Consider the following 13,852-nt stretch of genomic DNA (forward strand, 5'->3'; position numbering starts at 1 on the left):
ATCGGTGGCCCGATGCAATCAATGGATGCAATCAACTCCGCCGATGACCACGATCACCGCCCACTGGCGCAAGCAGCTGCGCAACACCACCAAGCCGGCCTACCTGCTGCTGGCCGAATTGATTGCCGACGACATCAAGACCGGCCGCCTCGCGGTGCGCGACCGGCTGCCTACCTTGCGCGAACTCGCGGCCGAGCTGGAGCTCAACTACACGACCGTGGCGCGCGGCTATGCCGAGGCGCGCAAGCGCGGCCTGATCGATTCGCGCGCCGGCACCGGCACCTTCATCCGCTCGGGCAGCCCCAGCCTGCGGCTGCGCGGCGGCAGCGGCGCCGAGATGACGATGAACATGCCGCCCGAGCCCGACGACCCGCACCTGATGGCGCGGCTGCACGACAGCGCCAGCCGCGCATTCGCAGAGGCCGACCTGCACGACCTGCTGCGCTACCAGGACTTCGGCGGCACCGCGCACGACCGCGAGGCCGCGATGCACTGGCTGCGGCCCTTCGTGCCCGATGCCGGCATCGACCGCATCCTCGTGTGCCCCGGCATCCACGGCGTGCTCACGGCGCTGTTCTCGCAGCTCGCGCGGCCGGGCGAGCTGATCTGCGTGGAGTCGCTCACCTATCCGGGCGTGAAGGCCATCGCGGCGCAGCTGGGCGTGCAGCTGCATGCACTGCAGCTCGATGACGACGGCCCCATCGCCGATGCCTTCGAGCACGCCTGCAGGACGCTCAAGCCCAAGGCGCTCTACTGCAACCCCACGCTGCTGAACCCGACCGCCGGCACCGTGTCGCGCGCACGGCGCGAGGCGCTGGCCGACGTGGCGCTGCGCTACGCGGTGCCGATCATCGAGGACGACGCCTACGGCATGCTGCCGCGCCAGACGCCGGCCGCGCTCGCCACGCTGGCGCCCGGGCTCACCTACTACGTGAGCGGATTCTCCAAGTGCTTTGGCGCGGGCCTGCGCAGCGCGTATGTGTGCTCGCCCACCGTGGTCCAGTCGCAGCGCCTGGCTGGCGCGATGCGCGCCACCACCGTGATGGCCTCACCCATCACCAACGCGTTGACCACGCTGTGGGTCGAGGACGGCACCGCCGAGGCCATGCTGCAGGCCGTGCGCGGGGAATCGATGGCGCGGCAGGCGCTGGCCGCGCGGCATCTCGGCGGCAGCGGGCTGCAGGCGCATCCCGAGGGCTTCCATGCCTGGCTGCCGCTCGCGCCGGGCTGGAGCCCGGTGGAGTTTGCCTCCTACCTGCGCACGCAGAACGTCGGCGTGGTGGCGAGCGCGGCCTTTTCCACCGATGGCGATCCGCCCGAGGCGGTGCGCATCTGCCTGGGCGGCCCGATGTCGCGCGAGCAATGCGACCAGGCGCTGCGGCTCATTGCCGACACGCTCGCGCATCCGCTGCATCCGCACGCCACGCTGCGCGGCGGCTGAGCGCAGCGGCCGTGGCCGTGTTCAGGAGCAGTCGAGCTTCATCGCCTCGATGCGGCCGCCGAAGCCCAGCTTGCGCATCAGGCCGCCCTCGCGGCTGTTCGCCGGGAAGTCGACCGTGCGGTCCCTGAACATCGCGTGCTCATACACCTTCAGCGTGGCGCGCGGGCCCACGCTCACGCTGTCGATGTCGCGCTTGAGCTGCCTTGCGGTGCCGCGGTCCATGCTCTGGACTTCGGCCGGCCCCACCAGCGTCAGCATGTCGCCCTGGAAGTTGCGGCCGGTATAGAACTGGGCCCAGCAGCCCGAGGCCAGCGCGGGGTCCTCGATGCGCACGGGCACGAGCAGGATCGTGGGATCGGGCTGGTTGGCCGCGGAGGCGGCGGGGCTGGCCGAGCGCGTGGGGCCGGACATCTGGGAGCAGGCGCCGAGCGCCACGGCGCCGGCAATCAGGAGATAGCGGAAATTCTTCATTGGATGGGATGGTGATTTGCTGTTGGTTGGGTTGCGGTTGGGAAGCGAGCCGCCCAGGCTACCGGCCACGGCTCCCCGCCGCGTAGGAGCAAGGCCCAAGCTCCCGTCCCCGCGACGCGACGGAGGCGTTTGTCGCGCGCAACGCCGGGCGCGAAATCTCCGCGAATGGCTGCGGCCCGGATGCGCCCATTTCCTACGCTGGCCGGTGCCGAGGATGCCCAGTCTGGCGATTCGCATCCATCCGATTTTTTTCATCATCGAAGGAAGCCATGGCCACGAGCAGCATCCTGGGAGGCGACCGCCCGCCGGAGGAGCCGAAGGGAAAGGACGTCGACAGCCTGGGGCCCAGCGACACGAGCGACAGCGGAAGCGACGTGTGCACCTCGCGCGAGCGCAGCGCCATTCCCGAAGACGCCGCGGAAGGCGCCATTCCCATTGCGCATGAAAGCAGCACCGATGCCGAGGGCACCGGCGAGCGTGCGTCGGCGGACGCGCCGCCCTCGGCGCCCGATGCGGACATCCTGCCGGACCGCACCGAGGACGCGGGCTCGGCCGCCGGGCTTGCCGGCACGGAGGAAGAAAACGACGACAACGACGACGATGAAGCGGAGGACGCCGGCAACAAGCCCGCCTGAGGCGAGTTCGGCGCAACGCCATGCACGGCCCACTTGACTGCGCGCTCCACGGGCTCCAGCAGCTGGCCTACGCACGGATCACGCGCGAATTCCACCGGGCCTGGCAGGCGAGGGCGGACTGTCCCGCGACGTGCGAAGCCGCGATCGGCGAGTCGCACCGCCGGGTGCAGCAGTGCGAGCAGGTGCTCGCGCAACTGCGCCTGCTGATCGACGATCCATGCCAGATCGCAGAAATCAAGATTGCGCGCGCGCTGTACCTGCGCCTGCTGCTGGAAAGCGCGCCCGTGCGCCTGCAGTCGTGGAGCGACAGCGAAAGCTTCGACGACATGCCCAGGTCCCACCTGTTCGAATGGATTTCCTACGACTTCGAACGGCTCGAGTTGGCCGAGCTCGAGGGCTCCATGACGCCCGAGGAAGCCGCTTCGTACGCGCAGGCCCTCGACGCGCGCGCCAGCAGCCTGCGCGAGGAGTGAGCGCGCGGGCAGGCCCCTCAGCCCCGGCCCAGCACGATCGCGCCTTCCTGGATGTAGCGGTCGAATTCGAGCTTGGGAATGGCCGCGGTCAGCGACTGGCCCTGGTCGGTCCAGGTGAGCACGACGCTGTCGTCGGCCATCATGATCTGGCAGTTGCCCTTCGGAATCTTCAACTGCGGGCCGTCGCCGGCGCGAAAGGCCACATCGCCCGCGATGCGGGCGTCGATCTGCGTGGTGGAAGTCATGGGACTGTAGATCCTTCGAAAAGCTGCAAGCCTCATTTCTCGCGCGCTCCTGGCTCGCACGTGTAGGCAAGAACACCATTCCCGCGCCGGCCGCAGGCCTGCGGAGATTCGCAGGCCGGGGCGTGCCCCGAAGAACGCTTACAGCGGACGTCAGGCCAAACCGACACCGGTCCTCGTTCGCTCGAACACCATTTCTCCTGGGACCAGCGCGATGAGGCTGCCTTCGGCACCGCCTTTGCTGGCAATTTTCAACCCGCCTCCCTATCGATGAGGCATACGAAGGAGTCAGACATGGCCAATTACACGAACACCGCGGACACCGCCACCACCGAAGACGTGGTCAAGGTGCTGAACGATCTTCTGGAGAACTCGCGCGACGGCGAATACGGTTTCCGCGCCTGCGCCGAGGAGGTGGATTCCCCGCAGCTCAAGCAGGTCTTCCAGAGCCGCTCGGCCGAGTGCGCCAAGGCCGCGGCAGAGCTGGTCCAGCTCATCCAGCGTTTCGGCGGCTCGCCCGACAAGGGCGGCACGGCGACCGGTGCCATGCACCGCGGCTGGGTGCACGTGAAGGGCTCGGTGGGCGCCAACAGCGCGCTCTCCATGCTCGAGGAATGCGAGCGCGGTGAAGACGCCGCGGTGGCGCGCTACCGCAAGGCGCTGAAGGAAGACCTGCCGGCCGACGTGCGCGCCGTGATCCAGCAGCAGGCCGATGGCGCCAAGCGCAACCACGACCAGGTCAAGCGGCTGCGCGACGAGATGCGCAGCAAGAGCAAGTAAGGGGCTGCGCCGCCCGGCGGGGCCGCACGGGGCAAAATGGACGGCGTCCTGCAACTCCGGCGGCCTTGCCCTTGACCTCCTCCATTCACCACGACCTCACGCGCTTCGATGCCGCCATCGTCGATCTCGACGGCACCATGGTCGACACCCTCGGCGATTTTGCGGTATCGCTCAACCACATGCTGGGCGACCTTTCGCTGCCGCCGGTGGCGCCGGCCGCCATCGAGAAGATGGTGGGCAAGGGATCGGAGCACCTGATTCTCTCGGCACTCGCGCATGCGATGCCGTCCGCCGGCGCGGCGTCCGAGAGGGCCGACGCGCGGGCGCTCTTCGACCGGGCCTGGGAGCGTTATCAGCACCACTACCTGGCCATCAACGGACAGCATTCGGCGGTGTACCCGGGCGTGGTCGAAGGGTTGAAGGCGCTGCGCTCGCGCGGCCTGCGCCTGGCCTGCCTCACCAACAAGCCGACCTCGTTCGCCAAGCCGCTGCTGGCGGCGAAGGGGCTCGACGGCTTCTTCGACTTCGCGTTCGGCGGGGATGCCTTTGCAACGAAGAAGCCCGACCCGCTGCCCCTCCTGAAGACCTGCGAAGCGCTGGGCACCGCGCCCGCGCGCACGCTGATGATCGGCGACTCGAGCAACGACGCCAAGGCCGCGCGCGCCGCGGGCTGCCCGGTGGTGCTGGTCACCTACGGCTACAACCACGGCGAACCGGTACGCGGCGTCGATGCCGACGGCTTCGTGGACTCGCTCGCCGACATCGACCGAAGCGTTTCCTGACGGCGCCGCGGCTACTTGCCGAGCAGCGCGTCCTTGAGCTTCCAGTCGGCCGGCGCCGGCCCGAGCCAGATGCGCAGCAGCGCGTTGAAGAATGCCGGCTCCTTCACCGGATCGGGCTGCGGCACGCCGCGCACCGTCACCAGCGTGCCCGTGCCGGGCAGCCAGTCGATGGTGAAGGTGTCGCCGGCCTTGAGCTGTTTCTGGTCGGAGAACATCTGGCCCATGCGCAGCAGCCCCGGAATGAGGTTGACCATTTCGCTCTTGGGCGAATTCTCTTCCACGCCCTTGGTGAAGAATCTGCCCAGCTCGTCGGCATCGATGTCGCGCAGCATGGTGATGGCCACGCGCTTGGGCCCGGGCGCGGCCAGCGCCTCCTCGGGCGTGGAGACCTTCTTGCCGACGTACAGCCCCGCCGCGTACACCTTGAAGACCGCCTTGTAGCGCACCCCCGCGCCGTTGAGCTGCAGGGTCGTGCCGCGCAGGTCGAGGGTGTCGTTCAGCTTGACGCCGGCCACATCGACCTGCGCGGCCGAGGCGCCGAGCGCGAACCAGGCGCAGGCCAGCACGGCCAGGCGGGAGAACGACAGGGTCGGGAGCGAAAGGGCAGCGGGCACGTGGCTTCCTTGATTTGCGAACGATCGTTCGAATGTATCTTTTCGTTTTACTCGCGGTCTTCGGGGGAACCCTGAAGGCGGCGGTTGCACCCGGCGGCGTTTTCGTGGGCTAAACTCCACGCTCCATGTTCGTTCATCACATCATTCAAACAGGTGAAGGCAGCCGGGGAGCCTGGCCCTGGCGTCGCCATACATCGCTGACTGTTTGACTGCACGGCGCACGCCGTGCGCCCGCGGCACCGGATCGCTTTTCTCGACTCCGGGCCACCAGTGAATGACCTTGCCGCCGGCCAAGAAGCGCCGGCAGGCAATTGGAGAACGAATCCGTGATCACCGAACTTGAATTCAAGAGCCTCAGCGCCCAGGGCTACAACCGCATTCCGCTGATGGCCGAGGCCTTTGCGGACCTCGAAACGCCTCTTTCCCTCTATCTGAAGCTCGCCCATTCGCAAGGCGGCGGCAAGCACAGCTTTTTGCTCGAATCGGTGGTGGGCGGCGAGCGCTTCGGGCGCTACAGCTTCATCGGACTGCCGGCGCGCACGCTGCTGCGCGCCAGCGGCTTCGGCGCCGAGGCCGTCACCGAGGTGGTGACCGACGGCCAGGTGGTCGAGACCGCCGCGGGCAATCCGCTGGACTTCATTGCCGAATACCAGAAGCGCTTCAAGGTGGCACTGCGGCCCGGCCTGCCGCGTTTCTGCGGCGGCCTCGCGGGCTACTTCGGCTACGACACCGTGCGCCACATCGAACGCAAGCTCGAAAAAAGCTGCCCGCCCGATGCGCTGGGCTGCCCCGACATCCTGCTGCTGCAGTGCGAGGAACTGGCGGTCATCGACAACCTGTCGGGCAAGCTCTACCTGATCGTCTATGCCGACCCGAAGCAGCCGGAGGCCTACGCCGCGGGCAAGCGCCGCCTGCGCGAGCTGAAGGAAAAGCTCAAGTATTCGGTGAGCGCGCCCGTCGTGAAGCCCACGCAGCCGCATCCGCCCGAGCGCAGCTTTGCCAAGGCCGACTACCTGGCGGCCGTGGAGCGCGCCAAGGACATGATCGCCGCCGGCGACTTCATGCAGGTGCAGGTGGGCCAGCGCATCAGCAAGCGCTACACCGAGTCGCCGCTGTCGCTGTACCGCGCGCTGCGTTCGCTCAATCCCTCGCCCTACATGTACTACTACCACCTGGGCGATTTCCACGTGGTGGGCGCTTCGCCCGAGATCCTGGTGCGCCAGGAGAACACCGGCGACGGCGAGCAGAAGATCACCATCCGCCCGCTGGCCGGCACACGCCCGCGCGGCGCCTCGCTCGAACTCGACAAGGCGGCAGAGGAAGAACTCATCAACGACCCCAAGGAGCGCGCCGAGCACGTGATGCTGATCGACCTCGCGCGCAACGACATCGGCCGCATCGCCAAGACCGGCACCGTCAAGGTGACCGAGGCCTTCGCGGTGGAGCGCTACAGCCATGTGATGCACATCGTGAGCAACGTCGAAGGCACGCTGAAGGACGGCATGACCGCCATCGACGTGCTCAAGGCCACCTTCCCCGCCGGCACGCTCACCGGCGCGCCCAAGGTGCATGCGATGGAACTCATCGACCAGCTCGAGCCCACCAAGCGCGGCCTCTACGGCGGCGCCTGCGGCTACATCAGCTACGCCGGCGACATGGACGTGGCCATCGCCATCCGCACCGGCATCGTGAAGGACCAGATGCTGCACGTGCAGGCCGCGGCCGGCGTGGTCGCCGATTCGGTGCCCGAGCTGGAGTGGAAAGAAACCGAGGCCAAGGCGCGCGCACTGCTGCGGGCGGCCGAACTGGTCGAGGAGGGGCTGGAATGAGCAACGTACCCGACATCCAGAACGACTTCTCGCACGAGATCATCGGCGCCGCCGTCGAAGTGCAGCGCGTGCTCGGCACGGGGCTGGGCGAAGAGGCCTACGCCGCCGCGCTGGCCATCGAACTCGCCGAGCGCGAGATCGGCTTCGCGCAGGGCGTGGCACTCTCGGCCAGCTACAAGGGCCGCTCGCTCGGCGAGGTGTACCGCGCGGGCTTCGTGGTCGAGCAGTCGGTCATCGTCGAGCTCAAGGCGGTCGACGTGCTGACCGACCTGCACCGCGCGCAGGTGCTCGCCGCGCTGCGCCTCTCGGGCCTCAAGCTGGGCCTTCTGATCAACTTCAACGTGTTCCCCGTCGTCAAGGGTGTGCACCGGATTGTGAGCAAGCCATGAAACTGCTGATGATCGACAACTACGATTCCTTCACCTACAACATCGTCCAGTACCTGGGCGAGCTGGGTGCGGATGTGCAGGTGCACCGCAACGACGAGATCACGGTGGCGCAGATCGGCGAGCTGATCGCCTCGGGCGTCACGCGGCTCGTGGTGTCGCCGGGGCCTTGCTCGCCGGCGGAAGCGGGCGTTTCGGTGCCGGCCATCACGGAGTTCGCGGGCAAGCTGCCGATCCTCGGCGTCTGCCTGGGCCACCAGGCCATCGGCGCGGCCTTCGGCGGCAGGATCGTGCGCGCGCAGCAGCTGATGCACGGCAAGACCAGCGAGATCACGACCACGCAGGAAGGCGTGTTCGCGGGGCTGCCCGAGAAGTTCATCGTCAACCGCTATCACTCGCTTTCCATCGAGCGCGAAAGCTGCCCGAAGGCGTTGGCGATCACCGCGTGGACCGACGACGGCGAGATCATGGGCGTGCGGCACACCGGCTTTGCGCATGACGTGCGCATCGAGGGCGTGCAGTTCCACCCCGAGTCGATCCTCACCGAGCATGGCCACGCCATGCTCAAGAACTTCCTGGACTGACCCGCCATGACAGACCGCTCCTGCCTCGTCGACCTGCGCAGCGACACCGTCACGCAACCCACCCCGGCGATGCGCGAGGCCATGATGGCGGCGCCGCTCGGCGACGACGTCTTCGGCACTGACCCGAGCGTCAACGCGCTGCAGGAGAAGATCGCCGCGCTGCTGGGCTTCGAGGCGGCGCTGTTCGTGCCCACGGGCACGCAGAGCAACCTGTGCGCGATCCTTTCGCACTGCGGCCGCGGCGACGAGTACATCGTGGGCCAGCAGGCGCACTGCTACCGCTGGGAAGGCGGCGGCGCCGCGGTGTTCGGCAGCGTGCAGCCGCAGCCGCTCGACCATGCACCCGACGGCACGCTGCCGCTCGCGCAGATCGAAGCCGCCATCAAGCCCGACGACGCGCACTTCGCGCGCACGCGGCTGCTGGCGCTGGAGAACACGCTGGGCGGCAAGCTGCTGCCGTTCGAGTACGTGCAGGCTGCGACCGATCTGGCGAAGGGCAAGGGACTGCAGCGGCACCTCGATGGCGCGCGGCTCTTCAATGCCGCGACCGCGCAGGCCGCACAGAACAAGCGCAGCGACATCCGCGCCGAAGCCCGCCGCATTGCGCAGTGCTTCGACAGCGTGTCGGTCTGCTTCAGCAAGGGCCTGGGCGCGCCCATCGGCTCGGCGCTGGCCGGTTCGCGCGAATTCATCGCGCGGGCGCACCGCATCCGCAAGATGGCGGGCGGCGGCATGCGCCAGGCGGGCCTGCTCGCCGCGGCGGCTTCGCATGCGCTCGATCACCACATCGATCGGCTCGCCGACGACCATGCACTCGCCCGGCGCCTGGCCGAGGGGCTCGAAGGCATCGAGGGACTGAAGGTCGAGACGCCGCACACGAACATCGTGTTCGTCGACCTCACGGGCGCGGCGCAGGCGCGTTCGGCCGAACTGCTCGCGAGCCTCAACGGGCAGGGCATCCTTGCCACCGGGCTCTATCGGCTGCGCTTCGTGACGCACCTCGATGTCGATGCGGCCGGCGTGGACCGCGCCGTGGCGGCGATCCGCGGTTTCTTCAACGCCTGAACCTCAAGGAGCTGTGCGATGCCCGATCTTCCGCATCTGCTCGCCTTCATCGCCGCCGGCTGGCTGCTGAACCTGACGCCGGGGCCCGATGTGCTCTACATCGTCGCCAACTCGCTGCGCTCCGGCGTGCGCGCGGGCATCGTCGGCGGCTTCGGCATCCTGACCGGCTGCTTCGTCCACATCTTCGCGGCGGCGGTCGGCGTCGGCACGCTGCTGGCCACCTCGGCGGCGGCCTTCGCGGTGCTCAAGTACGTCGGCGCGGCCTACCTGCTTTACCTGGGCGTGTGCATGGTGTTCTCACGCGCCAAGGCGCCGGCCGACCTGCAGCAGGCGGCTGCCGCACCGGGCGAGCGCGGGCTCAAGGCCATCTTCCTGGGCGGCTTCTGGACCAACGTGCTGAACCCCAAGGTCGCCTTGTTCTTCCTGGCCTTCGTGCCGCAGTTCATCGCGCCGGGCGCCGACAGCAAGGGCCTGTACTTCGTGCTGCTGGGCGTGCTGTTCAATCTCAATTCCATTCCCGTCATCGTGGGGTGGGCCGCGTTTGCCGGCTGGATGGCGCGCCGCAGCGCCGTGCAGAAGGGCATGCACTGGCTCGACCGCGCAGCCGGCGTGCTGTTCATCGGCTTCGGCCTCAAGCTTGCATTCACGGACGCGCCGGCCGGACGCGCCGGCCCCTGAAAACCCCGAGGAGACTCCCCATGATCACCCCCCAGGAAGCGCTCCAGCGCACCATCGAGCACCGCGAGGTGTTCCACGACGAGATGCTGCACATCGTGCGCCTCATCATGAGCGGCGAATGCTCGCCCGTGATGATGGCGGCGCTGATCACCGGCCTGCGCGTCAAGAAGGAAACCATCGGCGAGATCACCGCGGCCGCGCAGGTGATGCGCGAGGTGTCGACCAAGGTGCCCGTGAAGGACACCACGCACCTGGTCGACATCGTCGGCACCGGCGGCGACGGCTCGCACACCTTCAACATCTCTACCTGCTCGATGTTCGTCGCGGCCGCTGCAGGCGCCAAGGTCAGCAAGCACGGCGGGCGCAGCGTGTCGAGCAAGTCGGGCAGCGCCGACGTGCTGGAGTCGCTGGGGGTCAACATCAACCTGCAGCCCGAGCAGATCGCGCGCTCCATCGAGCAGGTGGGCATCGGCTTCATGTTCGCGCCCAACCACCATCCGGCCATGAAGAACGTCGCTCCCGTGCGCAAGGAACTCGGCATCAAGACCATCTTCAACATCCTCGGGCCGCTGACCAATCCGGCGGGCGCGCCGAACATCCTGATGGGCGTGTTCCACCCCGACCTCGTGGGCATCCAGGTGCGCGCATTGCAGCGCCTGGGCACCGAGCACGCGATGGTGGTGTATGGCCGCGACGGCATGGACGAGATCTCGCTCGGCGCCGCCACCATGGTGGGCGAGCTCAAGGACGGCGAGATCCGCGAATACGAACTGCACCCCGAGGATTTCGGCTTTGCGATGTCGAGCAACCGCGCGCTGCGCGTGGAAACGCCCGAGCAGTCGAAGGCCATGCTGCTCGGCGTGCTCGACAATCAGGCCGGCCCGGCACTTGACATCGTGCTGCTCAACGCCGGTGCGGCCCTGTACGCCGCCAACGTGGCCGATTCGATGGCCGCGGGCATCGAGCGTGCGCGCGAGGCCGTGGCATCGGGCGCGGCGCGCGCCAAGCTGACCGAACTGGTCAAGGCCTCGACGGCCGTCGCGTGAAGCAGGAAAACAGCCAGGAACGCAGAAAAATGTCCGACATCCTCGACAAGATCATTGCCGTCAAGCGGCAGGAAATTGCTGCAGCGCAGAAGAAAAGCCCCCTCGAAGCCGTGCGCTTCGACGCCGAAAGCCGCGTGCTGACGCGCGATTTCGAGGGCGCGCTGCGCGCCAAGATCGCTGCCGGCCATGCCGCGGTGATCGCCGAGGTCAAGAAGGCCAGCCCGAGCAAGGGCGTGCTGCGCGAAGACTTCATTCCGGCCGACATCGCGCAGAGCTATGCCGAGGGTGACGGCCAGGTCAGTGCGGCCTGCCTTTCGGTGCTGACCGACAGGCAGTTCTTCCAGGGCGGCGTCGACTACCTCAAGCAGGCCCGTGCCTCGTGCGACCTGCCCGTGCTGCGCAAGGACTTCATCGTCGACGCCTACCAGGTGTACGAATCGCGCGCGATGGGCGCCGACGCCGTGCTGTTGATCGCCGCCTGCCTCGACGACGCGCAGATGAAGGACTACGAAGCCATCGCACGCGGGCTCGGCATGGCGGTGCTGGTCGAAGTGCACGATGCGGGCGAACTCGAGCGCGCGCTCAAGCTCAGGACGCCGCTCATCGGCGTGAACAACCGCAACCTGCGCAACTTCGAGGTGTCGATCCAGGCCACCATCGACCTGCTGCCCAGGCTGCCGGCCGACCGGCTGGCCGTCACCGAATCAGGCATCGCCACGCGCGAGGACGTCGCAACCTTGCGTGCGGCCGGCGTTCACGCCTTCCTGGTCGGCGAGGCCTTCATGCGCGCCAAGGAACCCGGCGAGGCGCTCGCCGCATTGTTCAAATGAACCGGCCCGATCAGCTGGCGAGCAGCGATCCCGCCGACTGGCCCGTCGCGCCGGGCTGGCAGCCGCTGGTGGACGGCTTCTTTGCCGGCATCGTGGGCCAGAAGCTGCGCAGCTTCCTGCGCGAGCGCCTCGATGCCGGCGCGGTCATCTTTCCGCCGCAGCCGCTGCGGGCCCTGGAGCTGACACCGCCCGAAGACGTGCGCGTCGTCATCCTGGGGCAGGACCCGTACCACGGGCGCGGCCAGGCCGAAGGGCTCGCGTTCTCCGTGGCGCCCGGCGTGGCGCTGCCGCCGTCGCTGCGCAACATCTTCAAGGAGCTCCAGCGCGACCTGGGAACGCCACCGCCGCAGTTTCCGAACCCCGGTGGCAGCCTGGTGAAATGGGCCACCCACGGCGTGCTGCTGCTCAACACCTGCCTCACGGTCGAGGAAGGGCAGCCGGCCAGCCATTCCGGCCGCGGCTGGGAGGTGCTGACCGATGCGGTCATCCGCCATGTATCGGATGGCGAGAAACCTGTTGTTTTTATGCTCTGGGGCTCGCATGCCCAAAGTAAGCGTGCGTTGATCGATATTGGCCGCCATAAGGTGCTGATGTCGAATCATCCGTCGCCGCTTTCCGCGCTGCGCCCGCCCGTTCCGTTCATCGGCTGCGGCCACTTCGGCGAGGCGCGCGCCTGGCGGCTCGCGCACCAGCCGGGCGGCGAAATTCACGGATAATGCCGGCTGTTTCGCCTCGTGCAGTTCCCCGCATCTTCTTGGTGCTGAGTTCTGCGTAGTCACAAAACCGTGCTATATTTCGAGGTTCGCCGGAGAGGTGGCCGAGTGGTTAATGGCAGCAGACTGTAAATCTGCCCTCTAACGAGTACGCTGGTTCGAATCCAGCCCTCTCCACCAGCGATGAATTTGGTTTCTAAGAGCGATTGGATCTAGCGCTTTGGGTGCCTTGAAGTGCCCCCGATGCGGGAGTAGTTCAATGGTAGAACCCCAGCCTTCCAAGCTGATGACGCGGGTTCGATTCCCGTCTCCCGCTCCAGAGACCCGGTTCGGCGCCGGAAAGCGATTGGTTAGACAAAGCCCTTTTGGCTCAGTGGTAGAGCACTCCCTTGGTAAGGGAGAGGTCGCGGGTCCGATTCCCGCAAAGGGCACCAGTTTTTAGGGGGTTGCAACGGCAGGTTTGCAACCCATCTGCATACGTTGAAATCGTTTTTTTCGGAGTCGAAAAATGGCAAAAGGTAAATTCACCCGCACCAAGCCGCACGTGAACGTGGGCACGATCGGTCACGTTGACCACGGCAAGACCACGCTGACGGCGGCCATCGCCACGGTGCTGTCGGCCAAGTTCGGCGGCGAAGCCAAGGCCTACGACCAGATCGACGCGGCGCCCGAAGAAAAGGCCCGCGGCATCACCATCAACACCGCCCACGTCGAGTACGAGACGGCCAACCGCCACTACGCGCACGTTGACTGCCCCGGCCACGCCGACTACGTCAAGAACATGATCACCGGCGCTGCCCAGATGGACGGCGCCATCCTCGTGTGCTCGGCCGCCGACGGCCCCATGCCCCAGACCCGCGAGCACATCCTGCTGGCGCGCCAGGTGGGCGTGGGCTACATCATCGTGTTCCTGAACAAGTGCGACATGGTGGACGACGCCGAGCTGCTCGAACTCGTCGAAATGGAAGTGCGCGAACTCCTCGACAAGTACGAATTCCCGGGCGACGACACCCCCATCATCCACGGCTCGGCCAAGCTCGCCCTGGAAGGCGACAAGGGCAAGCTCGGTGAAGAAGCCATCATGAAGCTGGCCGACGCCCTCGACACCTACATCCCGACGCCCGAGCGCGCCGTGGACGGCACCTTCCTGATGCCTGTGGAAGACGTGTTCTCGATCTCCGGCCGCGGCACCGTGGTGACCGGCGCCGTCGAGCGCGGCGTGATCAAGGTCGGCGAGGAAATCGAGATCGTGGGTATCCGCCCGACCGTCAAGACCACCTGCA

At 67.4% G+C, this 13,852-nt stretch carries 17 protein-coding genes and 3 tRNA genes; 17 read left to right on the forward strand and 3 right to left on the reverse strand.

Annotated elements, in window-relative coordinates:
- The first annotated feature begins 43 nt into the window (after positions 1-43).
- Positions 44-1,441: a PLP-dependent aminotransferase family protein gene (locus tag IB278_RS12100; RefSeq protein WP_145742393.1), complete on the forward strand. Its 1,398-nt coding sequence runs from the start codon at positions 44-46 to the stop codon at positions 1,439-1,441.
- A 21-nt stretch (positions 1,442-1,462) separates the two neighbouring features.
- Here the strand turns inward: IB278_RS12100 and IB278_RS12105 are convergent, their stop codons facing one another.
- Positions 1,463-1,912: a beta/gamma crystallin domain-containing protein gene (locus tag IB278_RS12105; protein ID WP_145742391.1), complete on the reverse strand. Its 450-nt coding sequence runs from the start codon at positions 1,910-1,912 to the stop codon at positions 1,463-1,465.
- A gap of 269 nt (positions 1,913-2,181) precedes the next feature.
- Here IB278_RS12105 and IB278_RS12110 point away from each other — a divergent pair, with 269 nt between their 5' ends.
- Complete coding sequence (locus IB278_RS12110; RefSeq protein WP_145742390.1) at positions 2,182-2,547, forward strand: hypothetical protein; 366 nt, start codon at positions 2,182-2,184, stop codon at positions 2,545-2,547.
- A 20-nt stretch (positions 2,548-2,567) separates the two neighbouring features.
- Positions 2,568-3,020, forward strand: coding sequence for a hypothetical protein (locus tag IB278_RS12115; RefSeq protein ID WP_192323536.1), 453 nt, complete (start codon positions 2,568-2,570; stop codon positions 3,018-3,020).
- Between the two features lie 17 nt (positions 3,021-3,037).
- Here IB278_RS12115 and IB278_RS12120 read toward each other — a convergent pair whose 3' ends face one another.
- The gene (locus IB278_RS12120) at positions 3,038-3,265 is read right to left on the reverse strand and encodes a hypothetical protein (RefSeq protein WP_145742388.1); all 228 of its coding nucleotides are present in this window, start codon (positions 3,263-3,265) and stop codon (positions 3,038-3,040) included.
- 291 nt (positions 3,266-3,556) lie between these two features.
- Here IB278_RS12120 and IB278_RS12125 point away from each other — a divergent pair, with 291 nt between their 5' ends.
- Both IB278_RS12125 and IB278_RS12130 read left to right on the forward strand, forming a co-directional pair.
- On the forward strand, positions 3,557-4,042 hold the full coding sequence (locus IB278_RS12125; protein WP_192323537.1) for a ferritin-like domain-containing protein: 486 nt from the start codon (positions 3,557-3,559) through the stop codon (positions 4,040-4,042).
- A gap of 137 nt (positions 4,043-4,179) precedes the next feature.
- Entirely contained in the window at positions 4,180-4,824 is a 645-nt protein-coding gene (locus IB278_RS12130; RefSeq protein WP_370878902.1) for an HAD family hydrolase, read from the forward strand.
- 11 nt (positions 4,825-4,835) lie between these two features.
- Here the strand turns inward: IB278_RS12130 and IB278_RS12135 are convergent, their stop codons facing one another.
- Entirely contained in the window at positions 4,836-5,438 is a 603-nt protein-coding gene (locus IB278_RS12135) for a chalcone isomerase family protein (protein WP_145742382.1), read from the reverse strand.
- Positions 5,439-5,764: 326 nt separating this feature from the next.
- Between IB278_RS12135 and trpE the strand changes: the two genes are divergently transcribed.
- The 12 genes from trpE to IB278_RS12195 form a co-directional block, all read left to right on the forward strand.
- Positions 5,765-7,267, forward strand: a complete 1,503-nt coding sequence (gene trpE / locus IB278_RS12140; RefSeq protein ID WP_192323538.1) for an anthranilate synthase component I — start codon at positions 5,765-5,767, stop codon at positions 7,265-7,267.
- Entirely contained in the window at positions 7,264-7,656 is a 393-nt protein-coding gene (locus tag IB278_RS12145) for a GxxExxY protein (protein WP_145742378.1), read from the forward strand. Before trpE ends, IB278_RS12145 begins: the two co-directional genes overlap by 4 nt.
- Entirely contained in the window at positions 7,653-8,237 is a 585-nt protein-coding gene (locus tag IB278_RS12150; protein ID WP_192323539.1) for an aminodeoxychorismate/anthranilate synthase component II, read from the forward strand. Before IB278_RS12145 ends, IB278_RS12150 begins: the two co-directional genes overlap by 4 nt.
- Before the next feature lie 6 nt (positions 8,238-8,243).
- Positions 8,244-9,302 (forward strand): low-specificity L-threonine aldolase, encoded by a 1,059-nt coding sequence (gene ltaE / locus IB278_RS12155; protein ID WP_145742375.1) that lies wholly within the window; start codon positions 8,244-8,246, stop codon positions 9,300-9,302.
- Positions 9,303-9,320: 18 nt separating this feature from the next.
- The gene (locus IB278_RS12160) at positions 9,321-9,980 is read left to right on the forward strand and encodes a LysE family translocator (RefSeq protein ID WP_192323540.1); all 660 of its coding nucleotides are present in this window, start codon (positions 9,321-9,323) and stop codon (positions 9,978-9,980) included.
- Between the two features lie 20 nt (positions 9,981-10,000).
- Positions 10,001-11,026, forward strand: coding sequence for an anthranilate phosphoribosyltransferase (gene trpD / locus IB278_RS12165; RefSeq protein ID WP_192323541.1), 1,026 nt, complete (start codon positions 10,001-10,003; stop codon positions 11,024-11,026).
- Between the two features lie 29 nt (positions 11,027-11,055).
- Positions 11,056-11,856, forward strand: a complete 801-nt coding sequence (trpC, locus tag IB278_RS12170) for an indole-3-glycerol phosphate synthase TrpC (protein WP_192323542.1) — start codon at positions 11,056-11,058, stop codon at positions 11,854-11,856.
- The gene (locus IB278_RS12175; RefSeq protein ID WP_145742368.1) at positions 11,853-12,572 is read left to right on the forward strand and encodes a uracil-DNA glycosylase; all 720 of its coding nucleotides are present in this window, start codon (positions 11,853-11,855) and stop codon (positions 12,570-12,572) included. The genes trpC and IB278_RS12175 overlap by 4 nt, the downstream gene beginning before the upstream one ends.
- Positions 12,573-12,663: 91 nt before the next feature.
- Positions 12,664-12,749: transfer RNA gene (locus tag IB278_RS12180), tRNA-Tyr, on the forward strand.
- Between the two features lie 65 nt (positions 12,750-12,814).
- Positions 12,815-12,888, forward strand: a tRNA-Gly gene (locus IB278_RS12185).
- A gap of 40 nt (positions 12,889-12,928) precedes the next feature.
- Positions 12,929-13,003 (forward strand) — tRNA-Thr (locus IB278_RS12190).
- A 74-nt stretch (positions 13,004-13,077) separates the two neighbouring features.
- On the forward strand, positions 13,078-13,852 hold a 775-nt coding region (locus IB278_RS12195; protein WP_192323543.1), incomplete at its 3' end, for an elongation factor Tu.

The organism is Variovorax sp. VRV01 (genome assembly GCF_014852545.1).
Taxonomy (GTDB): domain Bacteria; phylum Pseudomonadota; class Gammaproteobacteria; order Burkholderiales; family Burkholderiaceae_C; genus Variovorax; species Variovorax beijingensis_A.

Excerpts from the sequence above, each read along its gene's own strand:
- IB278_RS12175 (WP_145742368.1), top strand. The coding sequence starts at position 11,853 with ATGAACCGGCCCGATCAGCTGGCGAGCAGCGATCCCGCCGACTGGCCC.
- IB278_RS12100 (WP_145742393.1), top strand. The coding sequence starts at position 44 with ATGACCACGATCACCGCCCACTGGCGCAAGCAGCTGCGCAACACCACC.
- IB278_RS12120 (WP_145742388.1), bottom strand. The coding sequence starts at position 3,265 with ATGACTTCCACCACGCAGATCGACGCCCGCATCGCGGGCGATGTGGCC.
- IB278_RS12150 (WP_192323539.1), top strand. The coding sequence starts at position 7,653 with ATGAAACTGCTGATGATCGACAACTACGATTCCTTCACCTACAACATC.
- trpC (WP_192323542.1), top strand. The coding sequence starts at position 11,056 with ATGTCCGACATCCTCGACAAGATCATTGCCGTCAAGCGGCAGGAAATT.
- IB278_RS12125 (WP_192323537.1), top strand. The coding sequence starts at position 3,557 with ATGGCCAATTACACGAACACCGCGGACACCGCCACCACCGAAGACGTG.
- IB278_RS12145 (WP_145742378.1), top strand. The coding sequence starts at position 7,264 with ATGAGCAACGTACCCGACATCCAGAACGACTTCTCGCACGAGATCATC.
- IB278_RS12105 (WP_145742391.1), bottom strand. The coding sequence starts at position 1,912 with ATGAAGAATTTCCGCTATCTCCTGATTGCCGGCGCCGTGGCGCTCGGC.
- IB278_RS12130 (WP_370878902.1), top strand. The coding sequence starts at position 4,180 with ATGGTCGACACCCTCGGCGATTTTGCGGTATCGCTCAACCACATGCTG.
- IB278_RS12160 (WP_192323540.1), top strand. The coding sequence starts at position 9,321 with ATGCCCGATCTTCCGCATCTGCTCGCCTTCATCGCCGCCGGCTGGCTG.
- IB278_RS12115 (WP_192323536.1), top strand. The coding sequence starts at position 2,568 with ATGCACGGCCCACTTGACTGCGCGCTCCACGGGCTCCAGCAGCTGGCC.
- trpD (WP_192323541.1), top strand. The coding sequence starts at position 10,001 with ATGATCACCCCCCAGGAAGCGCTCCAGCGCACCATCGAGCACCGCGAG.
- IB278_RS12110 (WP_145742390.1), top strand. The coding sequence starts at position 2,182 with ATGGCCACGAGCAGCATCCTGGGAGGCGACCGCCCGCCGGAGGAGCCG.
- ltaE (WP_145742375.1), top strand. The coding sequence starts at position 8,244 with ATGACAGACCGCTCCTGCCTCGTCGACCTGCGCAGCGACACCGTCACG.